Source organism: Exiguobacterium sp. EA-TM-5 (assembly GCF_053878415.1).
Genome location: NZ_CM132670.1, coordinates 256527 through 283138, shown reverse-complemented (window position 1 = coordinate 283138; position 26612 = coordinate 256527). Strand labels below are relative to the sequence as shown.

The 26612-nt window shown below is 47.1% G+C and carries 24 protein-coding genes and 1 riboswitch; of the genes, 10 read left to right on the top strand and 14 right to left on the bottom strand.

Translation table 11 applies throughout. The annotated features are described in order from the left end of the window. Complete coding sequence (locus ACV3PA_RS01430) at positions 1 to 4446, bottom strand: hypothetical protein (protein WP_456125487.1); 4446 nt, start codon at positions 4444 to 4446, stop codon at positions 1 to 3. Positions 4447 to 4630: 184 nt separating this feature from the next. Between ACV3PA_RS01430 and ypfJ the strand changes: the two genes are divergently transcribed. Both ypfJ and ACV3PA_RS01420 read left to right on the top strand, forming a co-directional pair. Next, entirely contained in the window at positions 4631 to 5473 is an 843-nt protein-coding gene (gene ypfJ, locus ACV3PA_RS01425; protein ID WP_456125486.1) for a KPN_02809 family neutral zinc metallopeptidase, read from the top strand. Positions 5474 to 5556: 83 nt separating this feature from the next. Then, on the top strand, positions 5557 to 5724 hold the full coding sequence (locus tag ACV3PA_RS01420; RefSeq protein ID WP_456125485.1) for a hypothetical protein: 168 nt from the start codon (positions 5557 to 5559) through the stop codon (positions 5722 to 5724). Between the two features lie 62 nt (positions 5725 to 5786). Here the strand turns inward: ACV3PA_RS01420 and ACV3PA_RS01415 are convergent, their stop codons facing one another. Further along, the gene (locus ACV3PA_RS01415; protein WP_456125484.1) at positions 5787 to 6155 is read right to left on the bottom strand and encodes a nuclear transport factor 2 family protein; all 369 of its coding nucleotides are present in this window, start codon (positions 6153 to 6155) and stop codon (positions 5787 to 5789) included. A 21-nt stretch (positions 6156 to 6176) separates the two neighbouring features. Next, on the bottom strand, positions 6177 to 6659 hold the full coding sequence (locus ACV3PA_RS01410) for an Rrf2 family transcriptional regulator (protein ID WP_456125483.1): 483 nt from the start codon (positions 6657 to 6659) through the stop codon (positions 6177 to 6179). 208 nt (positions 6660 to 6867) lie between these two features. Between ACV3PA_RS01410 and cydD the strand changes: the two genes are divergently transcribed. The 3 genes from cydD (at position 6868) to ACV3PA_RS01395 (ending at position 11066) form a co-directional block, all read left to right on the top strand. Then, positions 6868 to 8598, top strand: a complete 1731-nt coding sequence (gene cydD, locus ACV3PA_RS01405) for a thiol reductant ABC exporter subunit CydD (RefSeq protein ID WP_456125482.1) — start codon at positions 6868 to 6870, stop codon at positions 8596 to 8598. Next, positions 8595 to 10304, top strand: a complete 1710-nt coding sequence (gene cydC, locus ACV3PA_RS01400; RefSeq protein WP_456125481.1) for a thiol reductant ABC exporter subunit CydC — start codon at positions 8595 to 8597, stop codon at positions 10302 to 10304. Before cydD ends, cydC begins: the two co-directional genes overlap by 4 nt. 123 nt (positions 10305 to 10427) lie before the next feature. Then, entirely contained in the window at positions 10428 to 11066 is a 639-nt protein-coding gene (locus tag ACV3PA_RS01395) for a cyclase (RefSeq protein WP_456125480.1), read from the top strand. A gap of 40 nt (positions 11067 to 11106) precedes the next feature. Here the strand turns inward: ACV3PA_RS01395 and kynB are convergent, their stop codons facing one another. The 4 genes from kynB to kynU are packed head-to-tail and all read right to left on the bottom strand — an operon-like array spanning position 11107 to position 15274. After that, positions 11107 to 11730, bottom strand: coding sequence for an arylformamidase (gene kynB, locus ACV3PA_RS01390; RefSeq protein WP_456125479.1), 624 nt, complete (start codon positions 11728 to 11730; stop codon positions 11107 to 11109). Positions 11731 to 11743: 13 nt separating this feature from the next. After that, positions 11744 to 12583 (bottom strand): tryptophan 2,3-dioxygenase, encoded by an 840-nt coding sequence (gene kynA, locus ACV3PA_RS01385; RefSeq protein ID WP_456125478.1) that lies wholly within the window; start codon positions 12581 to 12583, stop codon positions 11744 to 11746. A 23-nt stretch (positions 12584 to 12606) separates the two neighbouring features. Then, complete coding sequence (locus ACV3PA_RS01380; protein WP_456125477.1) at positions 12607 to 13986, bottom strand: amino acid permease; 1380 nt, start codon at positions 13984 to 13986, stop codon at positions 12607 to 12609. Positions 13987 to 13996: 10 nt separating this feature from the next. After that, positions 13997 to 15274 carry a kynureninase gene (kynU, locus tag ACV3PA_RS01375; RefSeq protein ID WP_456125476.1) on the bottom strand — a complete coding sequence of 426 codons (1278 nt, stop codon included), beginning with the start codon at positions 15272 to 15274 and terminating at the stop codon, positions 13997 to 13999. Positions 15275 to 15382: 108 nt separating this feature from the next. On the opposite strand from kynU, the gene ACV3PA_RS01370 reads away from it, so the two are divergent. The 3 genes from ACV3PA_RS01370 (at position 15383) to ACV3PA_RS01360 (ending at position 16882) form a co-directional block, all read left to right on the top strand. Then, positions 15383 to 16012 carry a TetR/AcrR family transcriptional regulator gene (locus ACV3PA_RS01370; RefSeq protein ID WP_456125475.1) on the top strand — a complete coding sequence of 210 codons (630 nt, stop codon included), beginning with the start codon at positions 15383 to 15385 and terminating at the stop codon, positions 16010 to 16012. Positions 16013 to 16061: 49 nt separating this feature from the next. Beyond that, positions 16062 to 16514, top strand: a complete 453-nt coding sequence (locus tag ACV3PA_RS01365) for a DUF4385 domain-containing protein (RefSeq protein WP_456125474.1) — start codon at positions 16062 to 16064, stop codon at positions 16512 to 16514. Positions 16515 to 16582: 68 nt separating this feature from the next. Then, the gene (locus ACV3PA_RS01360) at positions 16583 to 16882 is read left to right on the top strand and encodes a hypothetical protein (RefSeq protein WP_456125473.1); all 300 of its coding nucleotides are present in this window, start codon (positions 16583 to 16585) and stop codon (positions 16880 to 16882) included. A 79-nt stretch (positions 16883 to 16961) separates the two neighbouring features. Here ACV3PA_RS01360 and ACV3PA_RS01355 read toward each other — a convergent pair whose 3' ends face one another. The 5 genes from ACV3PA_RS01355 to ACV3PA_RS01335 form a co-directional block, all read right to left on the bottom strand. After that, positions 16962 to 18158, bottom strand: coding sequence for an MFS transporter (locus tag ACV3PA_RS01355; RefSeq protein WP_456125472.1), 1197 nt, complete (start codon positions 18156 to 18158; stop codon positions 16962 to 16964). Positions 18159 to 18380: 222 nt separating this feature from the next. Continuing rightward, entirely contained in the window at positions 18381 to 18938 is a 558-nt protein-coding gene (locus tag ACV3PA_RS01350; protein ID WP_456125471.1) for a nitroreductase family protein, read from the bottom strand. A gap of 123 nt (positions 18939 to 19061) precedes the next feature. Beyond that, on the bottom strand, positions 19062 to 19619 hold the full coding sequence (locus tag ACV3PA_RS01345; protein WP_456125470.1) for a hypothetical protein: 558 nt from the start codon (positions 19617 to 19619) through the stop codon (positions 19062 to 19064). A gap of 130 nt (positions 19620 to 19749) precedes the next feature. Continuing rightward, positions 19750 to 21441, bottom strand: a complete 1692-nt coding sequence (locus ACV3PA_RS01340; protein ID WP_456125469.1) for a DHA2 family efflux MFS transporter permease subunit — start codon at positions 21439 to 21441, stop codon at positions 19750 to 19752. A gap of 12 nt (positions 21442 to 21453) precedes the next feature. Next, a complete protein-coding gene (locus ACV3PA_RS01335; protein WP_456125468.1) occupies positions 21454 to 22110 on the bottom strand; it encodes an HlyD family secretion protein in 657 nt (218 codons plus the stop codon). 191 nt (positions 22111 to 22301) lie between these two features. On the opposite strand from ACV3PA_RS01335, the gene ACV3PA_RS01330 reads away from it, so the two are divergent. Continuing rightward, positions 22302 to 22907: a TetR/AcrR family transcriptional regulator gene (locus tag ACV3PA_RS01330; protein ID WP_456125467.1), complete on the top strand. Its 606-nt coding sequence runs from the start codon at positions 22302 to 22304 to the stop codon at positions 22905 to 22907. Between the two features lie 42 nt (positions 22908 to 22949). On the opposite strand, the gene ACV3PA_RS01325 is transcribed toward ACV3PA_RS01330, so the two are convergent. Together ACV3PA_RS01325 and ACV3PA_RS01320 are read right to left on the bottom strand one after the other, a co-directional pair. Beyond that, positions 22950 to 24041 carry a diguanylate cyclase domain-containing protein gene (locus ACV3PA_RS01325; RefSeq protein WP_456125466.1) on the bottom strand — a complete coding sequence of 364 codons (1092 nt, stop codon included), beginning with the start codon at positions 24039 to 24041 and terminating at the stop codon, positions 22950 to 22952. A 136-nt stretch (positions 24042 to 24177) separates the two neighbouring features. Further along, positions 24178 to 24633 (bottom strand): MarR family winged helix-turn-helix transcriptional regulator, encoded by a 456-nt coding sequence (locus tag ACV3PA_RS01320; RefSeq protein ID WP_456125465.1) that lies wholly within the window; start codon positions 24631 to 24633, stop codon positions 24178 to 24180. A gap of 165 nt (positions 24634 to 24798) precedes the next feature. Continuing rightward, a riboswitch (Lysine riboswitch) is annotated at positions 24799 to 24987 on the top strand. A 131-nt stretch (positions 24988 to 25118) separates the two neighbouring features. Here ACV3PA_RS01320 and ACV3PA_RS01315 point away from each other — a divergent pair. Further along, entirely contained in the window at positions 25119 to 26600 is a 1482-nt protein-coding gene (locus tag ACV3PA_RS01315; protein WP_456125464.1) for an amino acid permease, read from the top strand. The last annotated feature ends 12 nt before the right edge of the window (positions 26601 to 26612 follow it).

The window sequence follows — 26612 nt, the reverse complement described above, 5'->3', positions numbered from 1 at the left end:
CTATTTCTTGTTTCGTCTCAGACGGGGAAGACGTTGCATGAACATGGATGATAGGCGTTGGCGAATTGCTAGACCCCGAGTGCTCGTCATGAAATAAATCAACAAGATACTAAGTGGGAGCGCTAAGACGAGGATGGTCAGTCCAGCGTAATAAATCGGACGTAGTACGACGGTCACATGTGCCGTCTTTTCGTTCGAACGATACAACTGACTGACGCCGTTTAATGCCGTGTCACCACGCATCGTTTCCTGATCCGTCTGTAGCTTAAATAATGGTGTCGGAGAATCGTTGACCGTGAAGCGCTCGAGTGGCGCATCGCTTTTTATAGTCCGTCCCATCTGTGAAGCGTCCACATCAAGGGCACGGGAAGGTTTTGTCGAGAACAACATCTCGCTTTGCTCCGATAGCACGAGTTGATCGAGTAGAATCAGTTGGTCATACGGTAATACTTCAAGATTCTTCAGACGCAACTGCCCGGCCTTCTTCTCATTTCCTCGCGTCCAGATATGCAACTGCATCCGGACGGTCTTCTTCGGTGGAATAACGATTTGTTCATAATGGTTCCACTGCTTCTTTTTCTTTTCCTCGACTTCATTGATGAAGTCCGTACCGATGACACGATCATCTTCATCCAAGTAATAGACTTTAAGATGTCGCTGACGAACGTTCTTACTGACGGCGTCGAACTGAATCAAATATTCGTGACTCGGTTTCACCTTCATTTTTTGCGAGGCATAGATGTACCAGTCACACGAACATGTCGGTTCATAATCAATCGTGTAGCCGTCTTCTGTTTCAATCGCGTCGAACATATCGTCCGTGATCGAGACGCACGTCGCACAATTTGCTGCCGCCTCGGGAGCAGTGAGAGCTTTATCGGTCACGATCTCGCTCGGATCAAACTTGTGTAGATCCTTCCAACCGACGAGTGACGGTACCTTACTCGCATAGGATAGTTCTACCTGATAGCGTCCCTTCTCGAGGGGGATATCGGATAACTTCACATCGTATAACGTTTGGTAGACATCACTCAACTCTGTCATCCGGTACGGGAACGCTAAGTGTAGCGGATCGTACGTCACCGTCTGATCACCGATCTGCTGTTGGTGTTTTTGACCCTTTAGAATATCAGCACGAGACAAAGCGCGTTCGAAGACGACCTGTTTCCCGTCTCGGACTTTGACAGTGATTCGACCATCATTTCCAGGCGGCGGGGTCAAGATCAACTGGAGTTGATAGTCGGTCGCTTCACGAATATCAATCGAACGCTGTAAACGTCCACGTTGCGCAGCAATTCCTTTACCAAAGCTCAGTCCGGGATAATTTCGTTCCGATTGCAAGTGACCGGTATAATCGAATCCGGTCTCTGCTTCGAGTACCATCAAAGTCTTTGTAAAAGCGAGTGTATCGTCGACGCGTTTTCGTAAAGTGTTCAACTTTTCTTCCGGAATCAGGACGATGTTTTGGATCGCATTAAAACCTTCTGTGTTCGTGACGCTGAGCGTCGCAGGACCGGTCGGTGTCGTGAACGAACCGAGCGGCACCCAAGCGAGTTTAGTACCGGATTGTTGCTGGGTTGGAATCGTCACACTTCGTTTATTGAACGTCAGATCCAGTTGTCCGCCTTTTTGATTCAACAGCACGCGGGCAAAACCAGCATAGCGACCGGCAGGTAAGTCTTTCGACATCGTAAACGTGTTCGGAATCATATAATCCTCATAGCTAAAGATTTTAATGTCATGGACCCACCAGTACGTTTTCCGCTCAGGACGTTGGAAACTGAGTAGATCGATGCGCATCGTCTTTGCGTTTCGCGGTGTGACGTATTCACCTTGTAAGTGAATCGCATCGACATCACCAGAATCACGTGGGGCGACGACATACGTTTGATTCAGCTCACGATCCTTTTCATCAAAGAACCGGACTTTGACATGGAGCCGGTCAACTCCACGTCCACTCGCTGTGATATCGAAGCGATAGGCGTTATTCGGTCGTGCCGGCAACTTACCAGATTTCGCGACTTGCCAAATGTATTTTGGGTCGCCTTCCGCGACTTCGGCATGGAGGACCGGTAAGTCGTTATCTTTTGACATCGGATTTGGGGACAAGTCGACGATGTCCGGATTATCAGCTTTAAAGAACGTCTCATCCTCAAGCAGCGAATTGAAGGAAGCGACCTGTTTCGCCTTTAGTCCGTTTAATTTATAAACGGGAGCGTCGATCCGGGCGGAAGCGAATGATAGACCGATGCCGTCTCCGAAATCGAGGTCAAACGACGGATTTGTCATGCCTTGAGTCCGTAAATACCAGCGCCAGTCATTGTTCGCGAGAAACGTCTTCCCCCAGTTCAAGAAAGCATTCGCTGAATCAATCGCATCGAACGGTTTCCAGTAGTATTCTTCCGGTACCTGACTGAGGACAAGATCGTTTTCCTCGATCATTTCGACGATATCTCCCTGTTTGATCCAAGAGAGACTGTCCTGATGGGCTTGTGTCGCGTACAAAATCGATTGACGACCAAGATCGTATCCATCAAGTGTTGGATAACTGATCGACCGTTCGAGGCCATAGGGCGTCAAAATCAGTTGTGGAACAGTTCGGGTATCAAGTGGGGCGATCAAGTCGAATAAGGTGAACAAGCCGACTTGTTTCGTCTGTACGAGATCACGTTGTTCCTGTAGAACCTTTAGATTGAAGTCTTGTCGATCCTTCATACCGGTATATTCATTGCGGTACGCAAATTGTTTCAGTCCGAATGCTTTTGCGATCTGCCCTGCTTGTTCCGACCGACCAGTATCAAGTAGATATTGCATGAACGTCATCATGTAACCAATCGTCGGCGTCGCTCCTTCATGATGAAAGACGGTATCGTTTGCTGACGTATAGACTTGTACGTCACCTGTTGCTTTGATTTCGCCACCTTTTCGTGGATTTTGATTCCAGCGTGGGGTCGCGATGCCGGTACTCGGTTGCGTCATCTCGTCCGCAATCGGGAATTGTAACCACTTCCCATCGACTTCTTCTTGGATAGTGGTGTACTCCTTAGGCATCTTGACCGGATGATAAAAGCCTTCCATATAGACAGTCCAGTAAGGAAGGAAAAAGCAGGCGACGACGATTAGTGTTCCGACGATCGAAACGACCCGATACAATTTCAGTGGAATCGTCCGGGACGCACGGGTGAAGACAGCGTTCAACCCGACGGCGAGCAACAAGCTATAACTGACAATCAAAAGACCAACGAGTTTGTTCGGATCGCGGAACATCGCACCGATCAACGGTGTCTTCGTCACGAACAGGACGAACGCATCCGCAACTTGTTCATGTGTACCGGTCGCAAAGACGATCAGTGGAATCGCGAGCAGACTGAAGAAGAGATGGATTGGTTGGCGATAGGCGACGATGGCTCCTAGTAGGATGAGCAAAAGGGCGATGGTACCACCAATCCAAAACCGCAGCGGTAACGTCGTCAAATCAAACATCGGCCACCAGTAGCTCGTCAAAAATAAAACGTTCGTCCAGCTCGAGTGCCGACTGAATAACATCAGCGTATCGGAGACATTGATATTATGCTGTGAGGCTTGAGAACCGGTTAGGATCGAGCCGACGTACATCAAGAACCAATAGCCATTGAATAGTAGGAAAACAATACCAAAAGCACATGTTGCCCGAATATAAAACCAAAGTAACGACGACCAGACGCGTTCCTCACGTCGTGTCCAGCTCGTCTTGAGGAAAATCAATCCGACCATGATACCCATATAGATTAAGGAAAAAAAGAAGTAATGAATGCCAGCTGCCATGAAAGCGAAGACGATCGATAAACCGGTAATATCGATCCAAGTTCGTCGACTTAAGCGATTAGAGAAGCGAAATCCGGGGTCGAGCTGTTCGCGGAACTTCGGGTCGAAGATGTTGAAAAACAACATCAAAGCGTATGGAAAGACAGAGTATCCGCACAGTAAATAAATATGCTGAATTCGCGTGATCACCCAGGGGTTCAAGGCATAAAACAAAGCGGCGATCGCGAAGGCAATGAGTGACAGGTAGGAAAAGTGTTTTGACACATAAACGGAATGGAGACGTTTCGTAAGGGCAAACATCGATAGGGCAGAAATCGTCAACAGACCGATGATGAACGACTTAATCAAGACTGGCCCGGACGAACCGAATAATAGACTTAATACATAAAAAGGGAGGATGTAGAGCAAGCGCGCGACGTTAAGAAGTGTCGTCGTACTCCAACGATTGTTCCAAGCCCCATAAATTTCTTCTAGATAGCGGTGAGAGGATAACCCGAAGGATAGATCGCTAAAAGTGACCATGCCAGAACGAAATAGCGGGAAGCTGAAAGCTAGGATAAATACAAACATACCAGACAGGACGAAGATGTCCTTACGATACGTATACATGAAGTTTTTGAGGTGTTGACGTAACGAGTGCATTGGACAACTCCTTTCTGCAAAAAATCCGTGCTGAACTTCTTCTCTATAGAGGAGTGATATTCCTAGAAATGGATGTACTTATTTTAGCAATAATTTCTAGAGGGAGCGTCCGCCGTGAGAAGGAGCGTTACGGAAGAATACTTTCGGGTAAAGACCAACAACGAAACACGTAGGAGGAACGCGTATGAAATGGAAGGGAAGACAACGAAGTTCGAATGTCGAAGATCGTCGGGGAATGGGTGGTAAAGGAATCGCTGGTATCGGGGGTGGTGTTGGGATCATCCTGCTGATCGTCATCACCTTGATGGGCGGGAATCCGACTGAGTTACTCGGAGACTTAACCGGTAGTGATCAGCAAAGTACGACGTATGAAGAAACAGCTCAGGAAAAAGAAGCAGCTGACTTTGTTTCCGTCGTCTTAGCCGATACGGAGCGAGTCTGGACGAAGGAATTTGAACAAGACGGTAAGACGTATAAAAAACCGAAGCTCGTCTTATATACGGATCAAGTCAGTTCAGCTTGCGGACAAGCAGGGAAGTCCGTCGGTCCTTTTTATTGTCCCGGCGATCAGAAATTATACATTGATTTAAGTTTTTATGATGAACTACAGACGAAGTACGGAGCGCCAGGAGACTTTGCAATGGCATATGTCATCGCACATGAAGTCGGACATCACGTTCAGACGTTACTTGGAAAATCCGATGAAATCATGCCACTGCGAGAGCAGATGAGTGAAGAGAAGTTCAATAAATACCTTGTTCGATTCGAGCTACAGGCAGATTATTACGCGGGTGTCTGGGCACATCATGCGCAAGGAGAAAACTTACTCGAAGAGGGCGATCTTGAAGAAGCGTTGACAGCAGCCAATGCCGTCGGGGACGATACGCTACAAGAAAAAGGTCAAGGATATGTCGTACCAGAAAGCTTCACCCACGGTACGTCTGCGCAACGAGAGCGTTGGTTCCAAAAAGGTTTTGATAACGGAACGATTGAAGGTGGAGATACATTCAAAGCAAAAAATCTATGAGACCAATCGCCGATACTCTTTTTGAAACATCTTCCAGTTTTTCTCCGTAGATAAGGTGAGAGATTCAAAGAGGAGTGTCGGAGTTGAAACATATTAGTTTGTTTTTATTAATCTATACGGCTGTCGTTGTATTGACGTATATCGTGTCACGATTTGCGCCAGATTTATTGATCTACATGGTCTATATTGCGATAGCATCATTAATCGTCATCACAGGCTACTTGATAAAACGTCTTGTGATCAAACGCTAGAAATCAAAAAACTGTGTTCTGCTTAAAAGCGGAACACAGTTTTTTGCTGATATGAACTTACCTCATGACCGGAACATCGTTGGATCATCCGGAACATTTTCAAGATACGCAATCCGTCCGTTTTCGTCGAGACGTGCGATATCTTTTCCGTCTTGTGTGAAGACACTACCGTCGGCACGTTTGCCGCAGACTGCCCAGCGTGTTTCATATGTTCCGGGTGTTGTTTCTTCCCATCCTGCATACATGTGCTTAATATCCTGATTCACTGTAAATACGTAACGGACGAATTGTTTCCAGGCTTCGATGCCGTGTTGAGGTTGTCCGTTCAAGACGAACGTAATGTCTGTCGTAAACAAGGAAGCGAGATCCTCGAAAGCTTGTGCGTCCGTGCGTGACGCGTCGAATAAGTCAAAATAGCGATTCAATACCATAGTAATAACCTCTTTCTTTAATTAAAGTGCCATCATCCGATCTTTGATTAACATATGAAGCCGTTCTAAATGTTCTGGTGGACACGATGCATCGATAGCTTGACGAATCGAGCCGATTGATTCACGTTTCAGTGTCGACTGCCAAGCATCTTCTGCCTCTGTCATCAGATTCGAGAGAAGACCGATCTCCTGTTCCTGAATCCCCATCAAATCTTCAAAGACACCGCTTGACGCGTACAACGTCTGTTTTCCCTCAATGGCTTGATAGACATCGAAGATTTGAATTTCTTCTGATGGACGTCGCAAGCGAAAACCGCCTTTGACACCAGGTACGGAATACAACAGATCCGCCTGAACGAGTTTTCGCAAGAGCTTTTGGAAGTAGGTCGGTGAAGCACCGAGTTGTTGACTGATGAACTCACCAGACAAAACGGCGCGCTCCGGCAGGAAGGTTAAGAGCAACATCGCATAAACGGATTGCTCGACTCCTGTTTTCATTTGCATAGAAAGACTCCTTTCGTTAAACATGGATAATGTATATCCATAATAGTTCAGCCTTGGAGATTTGTCGAATGATATGCTCTCACAAAACCGTCACACCTTTTCGACAGCATCTGCATGGCATCCCTGTTCCGGATTCGGTATACTAAATGTACGATATGTGAAAATATTCACTAAAAGTCGTTCACACTTTGTGAAAGGACGTTTTTATATGAATCCATTAAAAGGAATCGTCCAGATTCCACGTAGTATTCTCATTCAATTCATCATTGCGGCTTTCTTAATGGGGGTCGCGGTTGTCGGTCAGTCATACGGAATCGTGTTGACGGTCGATCGAATTTTCCTAAAAGAGCAACCGTTTGAAGCCGTCATTCCGTTACTACTCATCGTGCTCGGTATGCTGTTGCTCCGAGTTGCCGTGACGTATTGGAACGGTCGTCTTGGTACGACGTTATCAGCACATATGAAGCAAGCACTCCGGGAAGCACTCGTCGCGAAATATACGAGTCGTTCGGTCGAGATGATGCTACAAGGGCAAGCGGGACAGAAGGTCAGTGTCTTGCTCGACGCAGTAGACGAGATGGACAGCTACTATAGTCAATACTTGCCGAAAGTCGTCCAGACGACGATCGTTCCTTTGATGGTCCTGATTGCGGCATTCAGCTATGACTGGATCACGGGTCTTGTCATGATGATCACGGCACCGTTCATTCCGTTGTTTTACATTATCATCGGGATCATGACGCAAAAGCGGGCCGATGCTCAACTCGAGAAGATGACGGCGTTCTCAGGAATGTTCCTCGATACGTTACAAGGACTAACGACATTGAAGTTGTTCGGTCGCGCAAAACGCCAGCGTGACGTCATCGAAAAAAGTAGTCTCGATTTCCGGGATGCGACATTAACGGTCTTGAAGCTCGCCTTCTTGTCATCGTTGATGCTTGAGTTCATCTCGATGCTTAGCATGGGGATGATTGCACTTGAAGTCAGTCTGCGCTTGATTCTCTTCCAAAGCATTACGTTCATCCCGGCATTCTTGATGCTCGTGTTGGCACCAGAGTATTACCTGGCACTGAAGGAGATGGGGGCTGCCTTCCATACAGGACGCGGTAGTGTCGCAGCAGCGAAACAGATTGCCGCCGAACTGACGGCAGACGATCGTCCGGTTGCATTCGGTCAATCGGAACTCACGACCGATCGCCCACCACGAATCGTCTTGGATGAAGTCGGCTTTACGTACCAAGAAGGACGTTTTGCCTTGCAAGATATCGCGCTTACGATTGAACCGTATCAAAAGGTAGCGTTGATCGGTCGCAGTGGTGCCGGTAAATCGACCGTCTTGCAGTTGATTGCCGGACTCGCGGATCCACAAGAAGGGCGGATTCTACTCGACGGTACCGAGCGAAGTCAGGTGGAGGAAGCGAGCTGGTTCCGTCAGTTGAGCTATATCTCACAACATCCGTATCTGTATGCCGGAACACTGGCAGAAAACATCACAATCGGTGAACTCCGCCAAGCGACGCCGGATGAGATTCTCGAAGCGGCGCAGGCAGCAGGACTAGAAGAGTTGATTGCGACGTTGCCTGAAGGACTCGATACCGTGATTGGAGAAGGCGGACGTGGTCTATCAGGTGGCGAAAAGCAACGTGTTGCTTTAGCACGGGCGTTCTTGAAACGACCAAACATCATCGTCTTTGATGAACCGACGACTGGACTCGACGTTAAAACGGAACGATTGCTCCAACAAGCAATTGAGCAACTCGGACAATCGGCAACGGTCATCACTGTCGCACACCGTTTGCATACAATCGAGCGATCAGATCAAATCGTCGTCCTCGACGGCGGACGAATCGTCGATCGTGGCACCCACGATGAACTGCTTCGTCGCGATTCGGAATATGCGCGGATGCGTAGCGTCCAGAGAGGGGAGGAAACACGATGAAGGAATTACTAGGAGTCTTTCGGTTGATGGTGCATCAAAAACGCGATATTGCCTGGTCGATCTTCTTCGGTGTCCTCGCCGGTGTGACGGCAGTCGGTTTGTTCGCAGCAAGTGGATACCTGGTCTCAAAAGCAGCTTTGTTGCCGCCAATTCAAACGCTTGCGGTGTTGATCGCCCTACAGAAAATCTCGAGTTTGACACGTGCTGTCAGTCGTTATGCGGAACGTTACTATTCGCACCGGGCGACGTTTACGATCCTTAGTGACATCCGAACGTCATTTTACCGTCGTCTCGAGCCGCTTGCGCCAGGGATTTTTGGTAAGTACCGCAGTGGTGACTTACTCGCTCGGATCGTCGGGGACGTCGAGAGTCTACAAAATACGTTCTTACGTGTCCTTTATCCACCGATCGTGTTGTTGCTCGTCTTCTTCTGTACGATCTTTTTCGTCAGCTTCTTCTCGTGGACGATTGCTGGTATTTTACTACTTGGTTTGATTCTGACCGGGGTCTTGATTCCAGGATGGTTTGCGTACCGAGAGCAGCGCTTCGCCCGCTCAGTCCGTGTCCGACGCGGTGACTTGTCGACAGAAGTGACGGAGTTGTTCCAAGGCTATCGTGATTTGAAGATTTACCAACAGCTCGACCAAAAAGAACAGGATTTGAATGCGGTCGCGAAACAGTATGTCGAGGAAGAGAAGCGCAATGGCTTACACGCTGTCTCGAACCTTGCTTTGAATACGATGGTGACGCTGATCATTTCATGGCTTGTCCTCGGTGTGGGTGCCTATCTCGTCGCAAGCGGACAACTCGAGGGAGTTTTCCTCGCTTTACTCGTCATGACGTCGCTGACCGTCTTTGAGAATGCGGCACCGATGGCGATTTTACCCGGCTTCTTCGAAGATAGCCGCCATGCTGCGAAACGACTTGATGAGGTCGTGACCGAGCAAGAGGAGCCAACGTACACTCCGTTTGTCCTCGATCAGGCACCATCCTTTGAAACGAATGCGTTGACGTTTACGTTCCCTGATGCACCACGTCCGGTCTTACGTGACGTCACCGTTTCGATTCCGGCTGGTAAGAAGACGGCAATCGTCGGAGCCAGTGGTTCCGGGAAATCAACGTTACTTCAATTGATGCTGCGGATGTATCCGACGGACGGATTAACGATTGCTGGACAGGACAGTCAGACCGTTGATCCGGAAGGACTCTGGCAGCATGCGAATGTCGTCTTGCAACAGAATCACTACTTTTATGGAACGCTTCGCGACAATTTGTTACTCGCAAACGAAGCAGCAACGGACGAAGCGATGCGACAAGCACTCGACGATGTCGGATTAACGACGTTCGAGTTGAGTGATCGTGTGTTTGAAAAAGGAGAGAATTTATCCGGGGGAGAAAAGCAACGTTTAGCGATTGCCCGCGTGCTCTTGCGGGAAGCATCGCTTTACTTGCTGGACGAACCGACGTCTTCCGTTGATGCTTTGACAGAACAGATGATTCTTACGCGCCTGTTCGAACGGGCAACGGATGCGACACTCGTCCTCGTCAGCCACCGCTTAGCAGGTCTTGAAGCGATGGATCAAATCATCGTCATGGATCAAGGACAAGTCATCGAAGTCGGAACGTATACCGAATTGATGACGCGACAAGGTGCGTTTTACGAGTTAAAACAAGTCGAGCAGTCGGTGTTTGCTCCAATTGGATAAAAAGTATGGAAGGCAATGAATCAAGTAAGGTTCATTGCCTTTTTTATTTAGCTTGGAAGAACTGAAAAGACATGACAGTCTACTTCTGAAATGGTAAAGTCTAGAAAAAAAGGGGGTAATTTCATGCGGATCGAGCAATCATCCATCGTCGTCGATCAGACGACCATTTCATACGATCATTTTCAGATGGGATCAAAACAGGTCTGCTTCTTGATTTCGGGAGCATCTTACTTATACGACCATCCATACTTTTACTTCAGTCGGATGGCACTACTCGCTCGAGGCATTGATGTCATCTGCATTCACTATGTGACGGAGGAGTTATTCTCGATGTCAGACGCGGAATCGAATGCCTGCATGACCCGTCGAGTCGACGCTGTCGTCTCAGAAGTACTCGCTACGCATACATATGAGAACGTCCAGTTCATCGCGAAGTCGTTAGGAACGATTCCGCTTGCCGCGTTACTTGCTAAACCAAATCTACAGACAGCACGGTTCGTCTTTTTAACACCCGTTTTGAATGAAGTGGTCGAGCAAATCGCCACATCGACGCAAGCTGGACTGATTGTCATTGGCACGGCTGATAAGTTTTATGATGAAGCGCTACTCGAAACGTGTCGGACATCACAACTAAAGATTGATGTCATCGAAGGAGCGAATCATTCACTGGATCAAGGATTTGAGGTCGATGCGTCACTTGCAGTTCTTGGACACGTCATTCGTCAGATCGAAGTGAGTTTGTTTGAATCGCTACATCAGTAAAAAATCCGTCCAGCAGATTCTCTGCTAGACGGATTTTTGTTTAGTAGGGACGAAGTAAGGCACGAACGGGGCTACCGTCTCCGTCAACGAGTGGGAGCGGGACAGCATTTAGATGATAATCACCAGGGGTGATCGTATCAAGGACAAGTCCTTCAAGGATATGGACACCATGTTGCGCGAGTGCGTGATGGGCTGCCATCTCTTTACTATCGATCGCATCTACACTTGGTAAGTCGAGACCAATCAGTGAAACTCCAAGCTCTCCGAGACGTTCGGCAAGACTTGGCGTCAACACGGGAATCGTCTCTGGGAAAGTCGACTTATCGATCCAACCATCCGTTTTGATAATCAAGCGTTGGACGTCAGTGAGATCAAATCCTTCCAAATCAGCGGCTGTAATTTCTGTTCGACCCGGCAAATAAATGACACGAGCATGTCCGATATAGAGATCCGGATCCAGGTCGATGATTTTTTGTCCGGCATCATCAAAATGAAACGGCGCATCGACATGAGTGCCGGTATGCAGGCTCATCGTTACTTTGCCGACGTTAACGGAACCGGTGTCTGCCTTATTCCACGTCAGTGTTGCATCAAATGGTGTATCGCCCGGCCACGTCGTGACGTGGCGATTGAGCGGTTGTGAAACATCAATCCATCGCGTCATTGCTGAATCCTCCTCATAATGTGGTGCGGACCGACCATAGTTCCGGGAAGAACCGATGGTCGAGCACACGCCGTAGATAACTGACACCCGATGAACCACCTGTACCTGGTTTTTGTCCGATGATCCGTTCGACGGTACTCATATGGTTAAAGCGCCATATTTGTTGCTGGCTCCCGATATCGAGTAATTTTTCGCCGAGTTCATATAGATCCCAGTACCGATCGACATCCCGATAGATGGTCGCCCAAGCAGCCTCGACACTCGCATTCGGCGTCCAGTCTTGCGTAACATCACGTTCGAGGACGGACTCATCGATCGGTAGGCCATGGCGCGCCATCGCTCGGATCGTTTCGTCATAGATGCTTGGTGTCTTCAAGTCTTTGAGCATCATCGGGTAGAGTGTTTCGTCATGCGCATAAACTTGTAGCATCTGCTCGTTTTTGAAGCCGAGCGCGAATTCGATTTGTCGGTTTTGATAGGATTGGAACCCGGATGAGTGACCGAGTGCATCCCGGAATTCCAAATACTCGGCAGGGGTCAAGGTCGACAGAACGTTCCACGACTGGATCAACTGATGCTGAATCTTTGAGATCCGTGCGAGCATCTTAAACGATGATTCGAGATCATCGTTTGCGATCGCTTGTGTTGCCGCACTCATCTCATGCAGGATCAGCTTCATCCATAGTTCGCTCGTCTGATGAATGATGATGAACAACATCTCGTCATGATGCCCCGATAAGCGATGTTGACTCGTAAGCAAAGGATCTAATTGCAAGTAGTCCCCGTAGGACATGTCTTTCTTAAAATCCGTTTGAATCGATGCTTCAATAGACGTAGGATCTGTCTTTTCCATACCCGTTCATCCCCTTTATCGAATTAATTCAGTTTTCGTTTTTGAGCGGTCTTCGGTTGTTCCGGATGTGCTCGTTTCCAGAAGAAATAAGCGACGGACAAGAACAACAACCACGGTACACCAAATTTCAAGACGATTTGGAAATCCGTGAACCATGTCGTCAGTACGAGTGCGAATAAGAGCAACGCACCGAGAGCCGTCAGGTACGGATACCCCATCATCCGGACCGGTAACGTCCGTCCGCCTTCGCGTTCCCACGCTTTACGGAAGTAGAGGTGGGATATGAAAATCATGAACCACGTGAAAATTGCCCCGAACATCGAAATCCCCATCATGAACGGATAAGAGACGCTCGACTGACTGCTGATGATCGCAGCAAGGAAAATCCCGATCGTTGATACGGCGAGTGCGAAGAGTGGAACACCTTTCCGGTTTAAACGACCAAACACTTTTGGTGCGTACGTTGCTTTGGATAACGAGTACATCATTCGCGTCGAAGCATACAGTTGACTGTTCATCGCAGATAGAGCTGCCGTCAGGATGATGAAGTTCATGATACCACCTGCATACGGAATCGATAGCATCTCCATTACTTTGACGAATGGACTTTGATCGACACCACCTGCTTGTTGCCATGGCACGATCATCAACATCAAAGCAATTGTGATGACGTAAAATGTCGAGAGACGGAAGACCGTCGCTTTTAATGCTTTCGGTACGGCGACGTCCGGATCCTTCGCTTCACCTGCAGTAACAGCAATCAATTCTGTTCCAAGGAAACTAAACAAGGAGATGAAGATTGCAATCCAGAGACCCGAGAAACCGAATGGCATGAAACCACCATCATTCGTAAAGTTTTGCGGACCAATCTCAGGACTCGGACTACCGATGACCAGATAAGCACCGAGTAAGATAAACAGCAAGATCGCACTGATTTTAATGACCGAGAACCAGTATTCGAAGGTCGCGAATGTATTGACCGTCGTGGCATTGATATAAATCAATGCAGCGGCAAACACGAGAATCCAAACGAATCCAGGAACGTCCGGGAACCAGTATTTCATATAAATCGCAATCGCACTGACTTCGACACCGATCGCAAGGACGTTTGCAATCCAGTACGAATAGCGGACGAGGAAACCGGCGTAGGGACTAATATAACGTTCAGCAATCGTCCCGAACGAGCCGGATGTTGGATGGGCAACCGTCATTTCAGCGAGGCAGCCCATTAAGAGTAAGACGATGAAGGCGCCGACTGCGTAACTGATCAGAACGCTCGGACCGGCAAGTCCGATCGCCAGTCCACTTCCGAGGAAGAGACCCGTTCCGATCGCACATCCCATCGCGATCATCGTTAATTGGCGTGTCTTGAGTTCACGCCGTAGTTCAGTAGGTTGTTCCATGGTGTACTCCTTAAGCAACGACTTCGCGTTCATTCGCGAAGCGTTCGTATTCTTTATCTTCCATGATTTGTTTGAGTGTTGCGATGACGTCATAGACATCAGTAAATGTATTGTAGAGCGCGACCGGTGCCAAACGAACGATGTTCGGTGCCCGGAAATCAGGAATGATCCGGTGTTCCTTAAGTGCTTTACAAATGCGTGCTGCCTCTGGGTGCTCGAGGCTGAGGTGCGCACCACGACGTTTGTCGTCGACTGGGTTTCCAATGACGAAACCAAATGGTGCTAACTCTTGCTCCACAAGTTCCATCATGTACTGCGTCAAAGCAAGGGACTTTGTCCGGACAGCTTCGATACCGACTTCTTCGAACATCTCTAACGCGCCGATTTGTGGGGCAAGGCTTAAGACATGTGGTGTACCAATCTGGAACGCCCCCGCATGCGCAGCCGGTGTCATCGTATGATCCATATCAAACTGCTTATCCTTGCGTGAACCGAACCAGCCCGTCAGACCAGGCAGTGTTCCAAAATGACGTTCGTGGACGAATAATCCACCAACTGTTCCAGGACCACCGTTTAAGTGTTTGTAATTGCACCAGTAGGCAAAATCAACATCCCAGTCATGGAAAGCATGCGGAACTGCCCCGACGGAGTGACAGCCATCAAAACCGATCAAGATGCCACGTTCGCGTGCGGCTTTCGTCAGACGTTCCATATCAAGAATCTGTCCGCTTCGGTATAGCACAGCTGGTAAGACAATCAAAGCGATATCGTCCGTCATGGCGGCAATGATATCGTCTTCTTCTAAAAAGCGACCATCGCGACTCGGCACTTGGACGAGGTGCGTCTCCGGATCAAGCCCGCGCAGGCGAAGTTGGCTTTGGAGGGCATAGATGTCCGAAGGGAATGTCAGTGCATCGGCTAAAATCTTATCGCGTCCTTCCGTCGGTTGAAAGAATGTCGCGACGAGTTGATGGAGATTGACGGTCGTTGAACCAGTGACCATGACTTCTTCTGCCTGAGCGCCAATCAATGGTGCGTTGAGGGCAGCAAGTCGTTCTGATAATTCGAACCAAGGATGACGTCCCTTCATCCAGCCATCGATGCCGAGCTCTTTCCAGTCTGATAGCGACTCGAGTAATGTCTTCTCAGCACGCTTCGATAATAACCCGAGCGAATTTCCATCCATATAGATACTACCCGGTTGCAGATAAAACTCATCACGATAGGCGGCTAAAGCATCTTGTTCGTCCCGAGTAACGGCATCGGTCCGTTTTGCTTGCAATGTCATACGTCATCCTCCTTAAATGAATGCTCAATCAATTTTGACAAAAGCGTAGCAAACAAATTGACATTGTGTCAATATTATCGAATAGAGAAAACAAAAGGAGTGAAGGACATGTCATCTTCTCAACCAGAAAAAATCGATAAACGTCACCTGCGTACGGTGCGGACACGCGAGAAACTGTTGAGTGCAGCACGTGACGTTTTCTTAGAACAAGGTTTTCAGACCGCAACGATTTCGCAAATCATTAAACAGGCTGGCGTCGGTTATGGAACCGCTTATGTCCATTTCGAAGGGAAAGATGAGCTACTCGTCGTCCTGATGGAAGATGTCATGAGTCGTTTCCATACGATCGCAGAACGAACATTTGAACCAATGACGCCGGGTGAGGCGAAAGAACGCATCGTGACGCAGGCGACGGATTTCCTACGTCTTGCGGAAGAAGAACGAGCGATGCTACGAATCGTCGAGCAAGCAATCGGCGTATCCTATATTGTCCGTTCCAAATGGAAAGCGATTCGGGAACGATTCATTGATCGTATTAGTCAAGACATTCAGTATGCACAAGAGACAGGACTCGCACGGCAAGATGTTGATTCAAAACTCGTTGCCCGAGGGTGGTTCTTTGCCAATGAAATGTATTTATTTGAAGTCGTCCGTGAAGAAGCGACGGCAACAATCGAAGAGATTGCACACGTCTTAGCGACCATTTATACGCAAGGGCTCTACCGAATCGAGGATTGATGAACGTGCGGGGAGGGAACGTTTCCGAGTAGAAGGGAGCGTGACCGGGATGCCATTTGATTACGATCTCGATTTTAAGACGACTGATTTTCGCAAGGAACCGGAAAAATATCGGGTCGGGCGCGGAGAGCAAGGGGTGTTACTCGTTGAACCTTATAAAAGTGAGATTCTGCCACATTGGCGTTTTAAGACACCGGAGATTGCGCGAGAATCGTCCGATAAAATTTATGAGATGTATTTAGCTTATAAAGAAGACGGAGACTTCGTCGGCATGGACATGGCGCGGAAGTTCATTCAGATGGGTCATACGCGCGCGCGACGCTACGCAAACTATAAAGGTGGACGTAAGTATAAAGATAAAGAGAAAAAAGAATTGCATACACGCGAGATTGATGAAGAAAAAGCTAAATCGGCTGCGATTTTCCAAGAAAAGTGGGATTTGATCCGAGCGGATGAAGAATATCTCAAGCTCAAACGCGCACATCAAAAACAATACGGTTAAGTCATTTCAAAATAAAGGGAATCAATTCAAATGGTGCGATAATGAAAAGAAAAACGGGAGGCATTGGTATGAACCGTTGGTGGATTCCGCTGTATCCGATCGGTCTATTCTTACTGGTGGATCACTTTTTCTATAATATTTCAGTGACGTGGCTCATCGTGCTTGGTGTTGTCAGTATCTTACTGAGTCTTCGTCCGAATCGACCGACCTTTTCTTCATATCGTTCATTGATGATTGGCACACTATTGCTAGGCCTTGGTCTTATGCCATGGTTGACGCTTGATTTTACGGGAGTCATATTTGTTTTCTTGTTAACAGAAATCAGTGCGAAACTTCTCGTATCAGGAACAGAGGAACAATTCGTATGACGAACGAATAGGAATAAACGAAATGGCCTCGACTACTCCGTCCGATTGGATGGAGTAATCGAGGCTATTTTTAATGCGTTTAAGAACTTTGTTCGACCTTGGCGATCAATCGTGCTTGACGTTTTTGCCAAATGAACGATCCGATGAACGTTACGACGAGGAAAATCAGACCGAGCGCAAATGGATAGAGAATGTTGACGTCATACAGTAGACCAGCAAGCGTTGGTCCAAGCACGTTCCCGATGCTCATATAAGCATTATTCATTCCCATGGCAAATCCTTGTTCATTCCCAGCAAGCTTTGAAATCATCGTATTCAAGACAGGACGTAAAATCGATGTCGCAAGGAAGATGACGAGTGTGATCGCAAAGAATCCGCTGTAGCTTGATGTTAATAGCGATAACAAGAAGCCGAGCGCTGCGATGAAGAGGAATAAGTTCAAGACCTTTCCTTCACCCAGACTACGCGATAACTTATCAACGATGAAGATTTGAGCGATGACGCTGATAATACCGGTCGACGTCACCATGATGGCAATATCTTTCGGTGAAGCGCCGAATTGGTCATCGACGAATAGACCAAGCACTGATTCATATGCCATGAGACCGAAACTCATGACGAGTGTAATGACGAGCGGGACAAAGTACGGTTTCTTAAACGATGTGCCGAGTTTTCGAAGCATCGATCCTTCGTCTGGTGCCATCGCCGTCGCATCGTGTTGTTCGCTTTCTTGAAGCAACAAGACGCTGAATAAGACGGCTACGCCCGAGACGATTGCTGAGACGAGTAACGGCAATTTTAAGTCATACTCGGCAAGGAAACCACCGATTCCTGGACCGATGACGATCCCAAGTGACATCGCAGCCGAGACGTAACTGTTTCCTTTTGCGCGTTGATCCATCGTCGTGATGTCCGCGACGTAAGCAAAGATTGCTGGAATCAGGAGGGCAGCACCGGCACCGCCGATTGCGCGCGAGATGTAGAGAACCGTGACGGAGTTTGAGAAATAGAAGACGAACATCGAGAGCGTCAAACCGATCAACCCGTAAATGATCATCTTCCGACGACCGTATTGATCTGCCCATTTTCCGGCAATCGGTGACATGACGAGTTGTGCTCCAGCAAAGATGGCAATCATTAATCCAGCTGCTGTCCCACCTTGTCCAATCGAGGCTAAGTAAGCGGGTAGAATCGGAATGATGATCCCGAAGCTCCCGACCGCAATAAACATATTGATCATGAGAACCGTTAATTTTTTTCGTTGATCCGCGTGCAAGGGGACCCCTTCTTTCGACCCGCTTTTTTGTAAGCGGTTATTTGTTTCACCTTCATTATCTTAGAATCAAGCTAAATCACCTGTCAATAATGAAGGATTTCTCTAACAGAAAAACGTTCCGATTGCGCCTCCATTTGGGGAGGGAGACGTCATCGGAACGTTTTTATTTTGAATTGGGGCTTGATTGGCGCGAGCAGGGGTAGCTCGCAGAATGCGCACCTCTTAAAAGTGCGTCAACTTGTCCTTCGCGGACGTTCTAGGTTTGACAGGTGGAACGATAGCAGGCCAGCCGATTTGAATGACACCGAGAACACGCTCTTCTTCTGAAGCGCCGACGAGAGACGCATACTCTGGTGTAAACCAGTGTTTTCCGCTCTTCCAGCAACAACCAAGACCTCGTTCTGTCGCCACCAATTGTAGATTTTGAATCATGGCAGCCGTTGCGAGTGTATCCTCTAACTGTTGATCCGGTGTTCCTTGTTTCTGACAAAGGATTGTTAAGTAGACCGGGACTTCTCTTAATTTTTGTTCTGCTTGTTGACGTTGTTCAAGTGTTTTTGTCTCGAATTGACCGCGCGCTGTCAGCAATTTCATCAAGGCATCAACGTACCGTGTCTGTCCGTCTTCCATCGCAAGGACAAAGCGCCAAGGTTCTCGTAATTTATGATTCGGGGCATAAATTGCCGTTTCGAGTATTGCTTCTATCAATTCAACCGGAACCGATTGTTCTGTGTATGACCGGACCGACCGGCGTGTTTCAATCACTTGTTGGGCATGCATCCGTTTCATCTCCTCACTGAGTACTTTTTCACTATAAATGATAACGATTATCATTGTCAATGTTATTTGTCAGAAAACAAAAAGACGATTTCCTTTCGGAGATCGTCTTTTACTAAACTCGTATTAAGAGGCTTTTCGTTCATCGTCTTGATCCTGAGCAACGGTCGTTAGTTTCTTTTTCATCAAACGAATTCGATACAGCGCAAATAAATAATGGGCGAAATAAATCGTAAATCCAAGGAAAATCGTCAGTGCTACATGAATCTGAACGCCAGGGACAGCGTGGAGCTGAATAAAGAGCAAGACTGCCATCGCCATCGTATAGAGCACCATTTCCACCGATTGTGGCATGACGCGTTGACGTTTTAGGAAAAAGGAACGCATAAGGGGTAGGACGACAAGACTGACGAGACGATCGACTAGTCCGATGACGAGCACACTAATCACCATTGCTAAACCATTTTCAAAAGTGATTAATCGTGGAAAGACAAGATATGTGACGAGTAATAGTGGTCCAACTAATAAAAAGATTGAAATCGAGGCACGTGCGAATACGAAGAGTCCGTTGACACTTGTTAAAAAGGCACGAACTATCTTTTGTGACCAAGGTGATGGTCGACCAACTTGCCAAGCAAAACAACAAGCAAAGATGAACGCATAAAATTGCAGAAAGGCAACCATAAAGCATCTCCTTTAGATATGAAACTCATTGTCCCTAGTGTATCGATTTTAAAGCTGAAGTGCAAAGAAGAACTTTTCGTAAAGGATAAGAAAAGACCAGTTGATGTCACATCAACTGGCCCGTCGTCAATTAATCTAGATTCGGTTCTTTTTTCCCATGCAAGAAGAAGGACAAAATCAATGCGAGAGCAGATAATACAGTCGCAATCCAGAATGCATTGGTGATTCCTTGAATCGTCGCTTGTTTCGTCAGTGTCGTAAACCAGCTCATCGAAGCGGCTTGTGAACTACCAAGCTGTTGTCCGAGATCATTTAGATGTTGCGAAAGCGTCGGATCAAGGGTCGTGAACTGATTCGCATCGTCTGCTAAGTGAGCCGTCGTTTGACGTGTCATGACTGTGACGAGAATCGCAGTTCCGATGGACCCGGCGACTTGACGAAGCGTATTTTGCGTTGCATTTCCGTGTGGAATCATCTTCATCGGTAGGGCGTTCATACCGGCAGTCATGATTGGCATCATGATGAATGCCATTCCGAATGACCGAAGCATATAAATCCCCATGATCGAGTAATACGATGTATCCATGTTCAATTGCGTCAATTCCCATGTCCCGTACGTCATCAACGTCAAACCGAAGATGGCGAGCGGGCGAATGCCGAAGCGGTCAAATAAACGCCCGGCAATTGGACCAGTGATCCCCATGATCAATGATCCTGGCAAAAGAAGAAGACCGGAGTCGACCGGTGAAAATCCGCGAATACTTTGAAGGTAGATTGGTAGAAGTAACATCCCGCCGAACAAGGCCATCGTGACGATGACGTTGATGAAGAGCGTGAAAGAAAATTCCGGGACCTTCAACACACGAATGTTCAGCATGGGATCTTCCATCGAAAGTTCACGCATTGCAAAAGCAGCGATTCCGATTAAACCGATGACGATCGTACTAATGACGATTGGGCTATCCCAGCCATCATTACCAGCTTCACTGAAGCCATAAAGCAGACTACCGAATCCAATCGTACTAAATAAGACACCAAGTGCATCAAAAGATGGCTTCGAGAGTGGTTGCGTCAGACGGAACCAGGCTGCACCAAGTAACAACGTCACTAATCCAAAGAACGACATCGCATAAAACATGACGTGCCAATCATAGTTTTGGATGACATATCCCGTGATCGTTGGTCCGACAGCTGGAGCGAGAATCATCGCAATCCCGAGCATTCCCATGGCAGCTCCACGCTTATGCGGCGGGAACAATGTCATGAAGACATTTGATCCAAGTGGCATCAAGATACCAGCACCCGCTGCCTGAACGACACGCCCAATCATCATGACTGGGAAGTTCATCGCCATGGAACAGATGATGGATCCGAAGAAAAAGAGCGTCATCGAAGCAAGGAACAATTGGCGGAATGTGTAGCTCCGCATTAAAAAGGCACTGATTGGAATCAAAATTCCGTTGACGAGCATGAAGCCCGTCGTCAACCATTGAGCAGTAGATGTTGAAACGTTAAAGTCGTTGATCAAAACCGGCAACGCGACATTAATCAACGTTTGGTTCAAAATAGCAATGAACATACCAATCAGTAAGACCGTCAATACTTTAGGAATACTGACGTTTTCAGTTGATACTTGTTTTGGAGGTGCTGCGACCGGAGGTGTCACGGTTATCGTCGGTTCCGCTTCGAGAGATTCCTCGAGTGTCGGTCCGTCAGTAGCCAGTGCTATGTCGGATTGACGATTCCGGCGAGCGATCCAGTTGACGCCGATGATGATCAGAATCGTAAACGCGCTATATCCGAACAAGAAGGTAGTAGACATGAACGTCCCTCCTTAATCCTTATGAATGCGGACGGTCACATTCATACCAGGTCGAATGTCGAGCGATTTTTCTTGCGATAGTGACACTTTAACCGGAATGACTTGTGCGACTTTCGTGTAATTCGCATTTCCGTTTGAAGAAGGCATCATCGAGAAGGTTGAAGCTGTCGTCATTCCGATTTGTTCGACTTCACCAGAAAGTGTCGTGTCCGGATAGCTGTCGACATAGACATCAACGGTTTGTCCGACTTTGATTTCATCGATTTCTGTTTCTTCGATGTTTGCTGTGACCCAAAGGTCGTTTAAGTCAAAACCATAGGCGAGAGGTGTACCTGCTGCGACGAAGCCATTCTTTGTCGCCATCGACTGAACGATCGTTGCTTTAGACGGCATCGAAACAGAAAGATCTGTCGGTTTTTGTCCGGCTTGTGCAGTCATGATGTGACCAAGTGTTGCGCCGCTGTCGAGTGATTCACCAGTTTTCGCAGACCAGTCTGTTAATTTACCAGCACTTGGACTCGCAACGGTTATCATTTTGCCATCGATTTTTGCATTGTCTGTTTTGACATAGCTTGTGGCTTGATCGTAATAGTAGTATCCGACGACACCGCCACCAATCAAGACGATGAGAGTGACAACATTGATGATTAATAATTTTTTCATACTCATGGGTGTGTTAGCATCCTTTCTTGTGTACAATCGATTCAAAAAAAGTACTCCTCTGGGGGAGGAGTAATTAATATAGTTAATTATATGGATAGTTAGCTAACAAACAACCGACAATTTCCGACAAAATGTCGGAAAAATAAATGATAACGGATTCATTTATGAAAAGGTAATGAAAAAGGAGTGAAATGTGAATGAATGAGAGCCGTGATCCACGACCGAAACGGTCACGTGACCGTATTACAATGGAATTATTTCGTTTATTGAAGACGCATAGCTTCTCGAGTATCACGGTCAAGATGCTGACAGATGGGGCGGGGGTGAACCGTTCGACGTTTTACGCACACTATACAGATAAATATGATTTGCTCGACCAAGTGGTTGAGGAGCAGATGACGGCACTCGAACAGGCAATTCGAATCACAGGTACAGGAACCGTGTTTCCGACAGTCGAGCAGGTCAGTCGCTATTTTGCTCGGTTGTTCATTCATATTGAAGAAAATGAATTGTTTTATCAGACAATGCTCGTTCAAGGACCCATTAAAACGTTCATCTCGCGTTTTCTCGATACGTTGAAAGAGAATTATCGAATTGTATTTCGACCGCAAGTTGCAGAGGAGGCGACTTTCGTCGATCGAGACTTATTATTGAATTATGTTATTGGAGGGCAACTGGGATTGTTGATTTCTTGGTTACGAAACGATCGTCCATATTCAGCAGCATATATGGCGGAACAATTAAGTCGGATGATCGTCTTTGGAACCGTGGAAAGCATCGGTTTTCCTAAGGAAACGGAATAAGTTCATAAAAAAAAGACGCTCCCGCTAGGAAGCGTCTCGTATTCAGGCTTGTTGGAAGGCGAGTTCTTTCGTATAGATCGTACTCCGGTTTCGCCCGCTTTCTTTTGAGTAATACAGTGCTTTATCTGCTTGTTGTAATGCTTCAAGAGACGTATGGGAACCACTAGAATGCGCGATACCAAGCGAAATCGTAATTTGCAGATCAGGTACATCTGCTGTTGGGAATAGATTACGTGCAACTGTCGTCCGGGCTAGTTCTGCGATTTTTTGTGCTTCTTTTGCCGATGTACTTGGTAAGATGATCAAAAATTCTTCACCACCATACCGTCCGACGAGGTCGTCCGGTCGTGTCAAAGAAGCGAGCGTCATACCCAGTTGGCGTAAGACATCATCACCTGCGTCATGACCATATGTATCATTGACATGTTTGAAGAAGTCGATATCGATTAAGACGAGCGAATACCCTTGATCGGTTGAACCGACGAGTGATAGTGAATCGTCGAGGCGACGGCGATTGGCAAGTCCGGTCAAAGCATCCGTCATCGCAAGTTTCTGCTGATACTGGATGTTTTCAAAGTGACGGCGTAATTCCGTCAATAATCGAAAGGCGACGAATCCAGCTAATAGATTAAAGAAGATATAAGCGATCGAAATTTTAACGAATGTCGACCAGCTGTGCGTCAGAATGTAAATGGCGGGTAACGAATACAAAATACCGACCAACACCATGAGTTGAAAATGACGCATCGAGATGTGAACAAAGCGACGTATGATCCCGATTGTTATGATGAACAAGACAATGATCAGTGTAGATAGATAAAAACCTTCCATTTGCTCGACTGGTGTCAAAAAATAACGCGTCCCGATGATCATCACACCTGCAACGATGGCGCTTGGGAAACCACCAAACAACATGGCGATCGCAACGGGAACGATGCGCAAATCAACACGGGCGACATCGATCTGGATCCCATTAAACATTAATAAAACTGCAATCAGACCAGAGACAACCCCTAAGATGAGACGTGTGCTCCAGCTTGAATTGAGCGAAATACGTGGTTGATTACGAAACGGTAAGAACAAGAGAGTAATCGTTGTAAACAGTAGACAAAAGTTAATGATGAATTGATTCATGATGGACAACAAATCCTCCCAACTCCCCCAGCTAACAGATTTCCATATATATACTCTAGTTTATTCATCTAGGTAACGGTTAGATTGTGGGAAATGTTTAGGTAAAAAAGAAAAAACGGTAGAAAATCTACCGTTTTTATGAAGACGAAGTGAGCGTATCCTCATCCATCGTCAATAAAATTTTATCAAAGACACGAATCATCGTTTCGAGTTCTTCTTCCGTTAGGGTTCCGAAGCGATCTTGTAAATAATTTTTCCGGACAATTTCGAGTTCTCGAAATGCTCGTTCGCCGTCATCGGTTAAGGCGAGGACGATCGAACGACGATCTTCCGTCGAACGTGTCCGTGTGACATATCCTTGTTTATACAGCTTATCCGTCAAAGCAGTAACTTGGCTCGTTGCGAGCTCAAATTGTTCCGCGAGAAGCGTCGGGCGCTGAGGACCATTTTCTGAAAGGCTCCGTAAGATGAAGAATTCACTCCGGGTTGCTGTTCCTTCAAATAGTCGATTTAGTTCACGTCGCAGGGTACGAAGAATGACACGCATTTGTTCCTCGAGTCGGTAAGTTAGCAAATCACGTTCCTGTGGCATGCAAGCAGCATCCTTTCTCTCAGTGGACTTCTACCATTTAGTGTACTAAACATATCGGATTTTTACCATCGACTACCCGATATTCGAAAAAGGCAATTGACAATTTCGTGGCGGTTTGTGTAATATGGCGTAGTAATAACTAACTTAATTCAGTTCTCACTCAACCAGTGGGATGGAGGTTGCAGTTCTTAAGAGTACGGTTACGGATGTCGTCAAGCGACAAATGAGGTGACCTGAAAGGAAGAATTGCCGAAATCAATCATCGCTTTGAAGATGATCGATTGGGATTAGATCGAACAGGTCTAATACTGTCACAAGTCGGGTATGACCTACTTGTGGAGAGCTATCTTTCACGACGGTAGAATGAGGCGCATCCATTTTATTATGTTGCGTTCTCATCTTCCATCTGGAAGATGAGGGCGCTTTTTGTTTTTTTCATTCAAAAAGTGTCCTCTCAAAAATCTATACAGAGAGAAGCGAACGAAATGAACAATTTAGATGTTAACAAAACAACAGATTCAACAGCAGAAGGTTTAAAACGTGGATTACAAGCTCGTCATATGTCGATGATCGCTATTGGCGGAGCTATCGGAACAGGACTTTTCATCGCATCCGGTGCTTCCGTCGCAGCAGCAGGACCAGGTGGTGCGCTCCTATCGTATGCAATCGTCGGTTTAATGGTCTATTTCTTAATGACAAGTCTTGGTGAAATGGCAGCGTATATGCCGGTCGCTGGATCCTTCTCGACATATGGAACGAAATTCGTCGATCCATCGTTCGGTTTTGCACTCGGCTGGAACTACTGGTACAACTGGGCAGTCACGATCGCAGTCGAACTCGTTGCAGCACAAATCGTCATGTCTTACTGGTTCCCGGACGTTCCTGGTTTTTACTTCAGTGCTTTGTTCTTAGTACTGATGATTGGGTTGAACTTCTTCTCCGTTAAAGGGTTCGGAGAAGCCGAATATTGGTTTGCGATGATTAAAGTCGTCACGGTCATCGTCTTCTTAGTCGTCGGTGTTGCAATGATTTTCGGCGTCTTTACCTCAGAGCCACCGGTTGGCTTTAAAAACTTTGCTCTCGGGGATGCGCCGTTCGTCGGTGGGATTCCTGCCGTCATCGGGATTATCCTTGTTGCTGGATTCAGTTTCCAAGGAACGGAACTGGTCGGGATTGCAGCAGGTGAGTCGGAAGATCCGAAAAAGAACGTTCCAAAAGCGGTCAAACAAGTCTTTTGGCGTATTTTACTCTTCTACGTCTTCGCGATTTTTGTCATCGGGATGCTCATTCCGTATACGAGTCCGAACTTAGTTTCAAATGATATCACCGACGTAGCGGTTAGTCCGTTTACGCTCGTCTTTGAAAAAGCAGGTCTTGCATTCTCGGCAGCACTCATGAACGCTGTCATCTTGACGTCTGTCCTATCTGCCGGAAACTCAGGGATGTATGCTTCAACACGGATGCTTTATACACTTGCGCGTCAAGGCGATGCACCGAAGTTGTTCGCGAAAGTGTCAAAAAACGGTGTGCCGCGTAACGCCTTGCTCGCAACAGGAGCGATCGGTGCCCTCTGTTTCTTGACGTCGATGTTTGGTGGACAAGTCTACTTGTGGCTACTCAATGCTTCCGGGATGACAGGATTCATCGCATGGCTCGGAATTGCGATCAGTCACTATCGTTTCCGTAAAGGTTTCGTTGCACAAGGGCACTCGTTGAAAGACTTGCCGTACGTTGCACCAGCGTTCCCATTCGGTCCGCTGTTCGCATTCGGTCTTTGTTTCCTTGTCATCGTTGGTCAAAACTATGCAGCATTCCTCGCTGACCAAATTGATTGGGTTGGAATCGCCGCAACGTACGTCGGTATTCCATTATTCCTTGCTTTCTGGTTAGGACATAAATTCAAAAATCGAACGTCCGTCGTTCGTTATGACGAGATGGACTTCCCAGAACATCCACGCCAATCGTAATTAGTGAGCCAC

Bases quoted from the DNA above. Each gene is read 5' to 3' on its own strand.
- ACV3PA_RS01320 (WP_456125465.1), bottom strand. From the start codon at position 24,633: ATGCCACAGGAACGTGATTTGCTAACTTACCGACTCGAGGAACAAATG.
- cydD (WP_456125482.1), top strand. From the start codon at position 6,868: ATGAATCCATTAAAAGGAATCGTCCAGATTCCACGTAGTATTCTCATT.
- ypfJ (WP_456125486.1), top strand. From the start codon at position 4,631: ATGAAATGGAAGGGAAGACAACGAAGTTCGAATGTCGAAGATCGTCGG.
- kynB (WP_456125479.1), bottom strand. From the start codon at position 11,730: ATGACGCGATGGATTGATGTTTCACAACCGCTCAATCGCCACGTCACG.
- cydC (WP_456125481.1), top strand. From the start codon at position 8,595: ATGAAGGAATTACTAGGAGTCTTTCGGTTGATGGTGCATCAAAAACGC.
- ACV3PA_RS01330 (WP_456125467.1), top strand. From the start codon at position 22,302: ATGAATGAGAGCCGTGATCCACGACCGAAACGGTCACGTGACCGTATT.
- ACV3PA_RS01380 (WP_456125477.1), bottom strand. From the start codon at position 13,986: ATGGAACAACCTACTGAACTACGGCGTGAACTCAAGACACGCCAATTA.
- ACV3PA_RS01350 (WP_456125471.1), bottom strand. From the start codon at position 18,938: ATGCATGCCCAACAAGTGATTGAAACACGCCGGTCGGTCCGGTCATAC.
- ACV3PA_RS01360 (WP_456125473.1), top strand. From the start codon at position 16,583: ATGAACCGTTGGTGGATTCCGCTGTATCCGATCGGTCTATTCTTACTG.
- ACV3PA_RS01345 (WP_456125470.1), bottom strand. From the start codon at position 19,619: ATGGTTGCCTTTCTGCAATTTTATGCGTTCATCTTTGCTTGTTGTTTT.
- ACV3PA_RS01370 (WP_456125475.1), top strand. From the start codon at position 15,383: ATGTCATCTTCTCAACCAGAAAAAATCGATAAACGTCACCTGCGTACG.
- ACV3PA_RS01340 (WP_456125469.1), bottom strand. From the start codon at position 21,441: ATGTCTACTACCTTCTTGTTCGGATATAGCGCGTTTACGATTCTGATC.
- ACV3PA_RS01430 (WP_456125487.1), bottom strand. From the start codon at position 4,446: ATGCACTCGTTACGTCAACACCTCAAAAACTTCATGTATACGTATCGT.
- kynU (WP_456125476.1), bottom strand. From the start codon at position 15,274: ATGACATTGCAAGCAAAACGGACCGATGCCGTTACTCGGGACGAACAA.
- ACV3PA_RS01395 (WP_456125480.1), top strand. From the start codon at position 10,428: ATGCGGATCGAGCAATCATCCATCGTCGTCGATCAGACGACCATTTCA.
- ACV3PA_RS01415 (WP_456125484.1), bottom strand. From the start codon at position 6,155: ATGGTATTGAATCGCTATTTTGACTTATTCGACGCGTCACGCACGGAC.
- ACV3PA_RS01365 (WP_456125474.1), top strand. From the start codon at position 16,062: ATGCCATTTGATTACGATCTCGATTTTAAGACGACTGATTTTCGCAAG.
- ACV3PA_RS01325 (WP_456125466.1), bottom strand. From the start codon at position 24,041: ATGAATCAATTCATCATTAACTTTTGTCTACTGTTTACAACGATTACT.
- kynA (WP_456125478.1), bottom strand. From the start codon at position 12,583: ATGGAAAAGACAGATCCTACGTCTATTGAAGCATCGATTCAAACGGAT.
- ACV3PA_RS01335 (WP_456125468.1), bottom strand. From the start codon at position 22,110: ATGAGTATGAAAAAATTATTAATCATCAATGTTGTCACTCTCATCGTC.
- ACV3PA_RS01315 (WP_456125464.1), top strand. From the start codon at position 25,119: ATGAACAATTTAGATGTTAACAAAACAACAGATTCAACAGCAGAAGGT.
- ACV3PA_RS01410 (WP_456125483.1), bottom strand. From the start codon at position 6,659: ATGCAAATGAAAACAGGAGTCGAGCAATCCGTTTATGCGATGTTGCTC.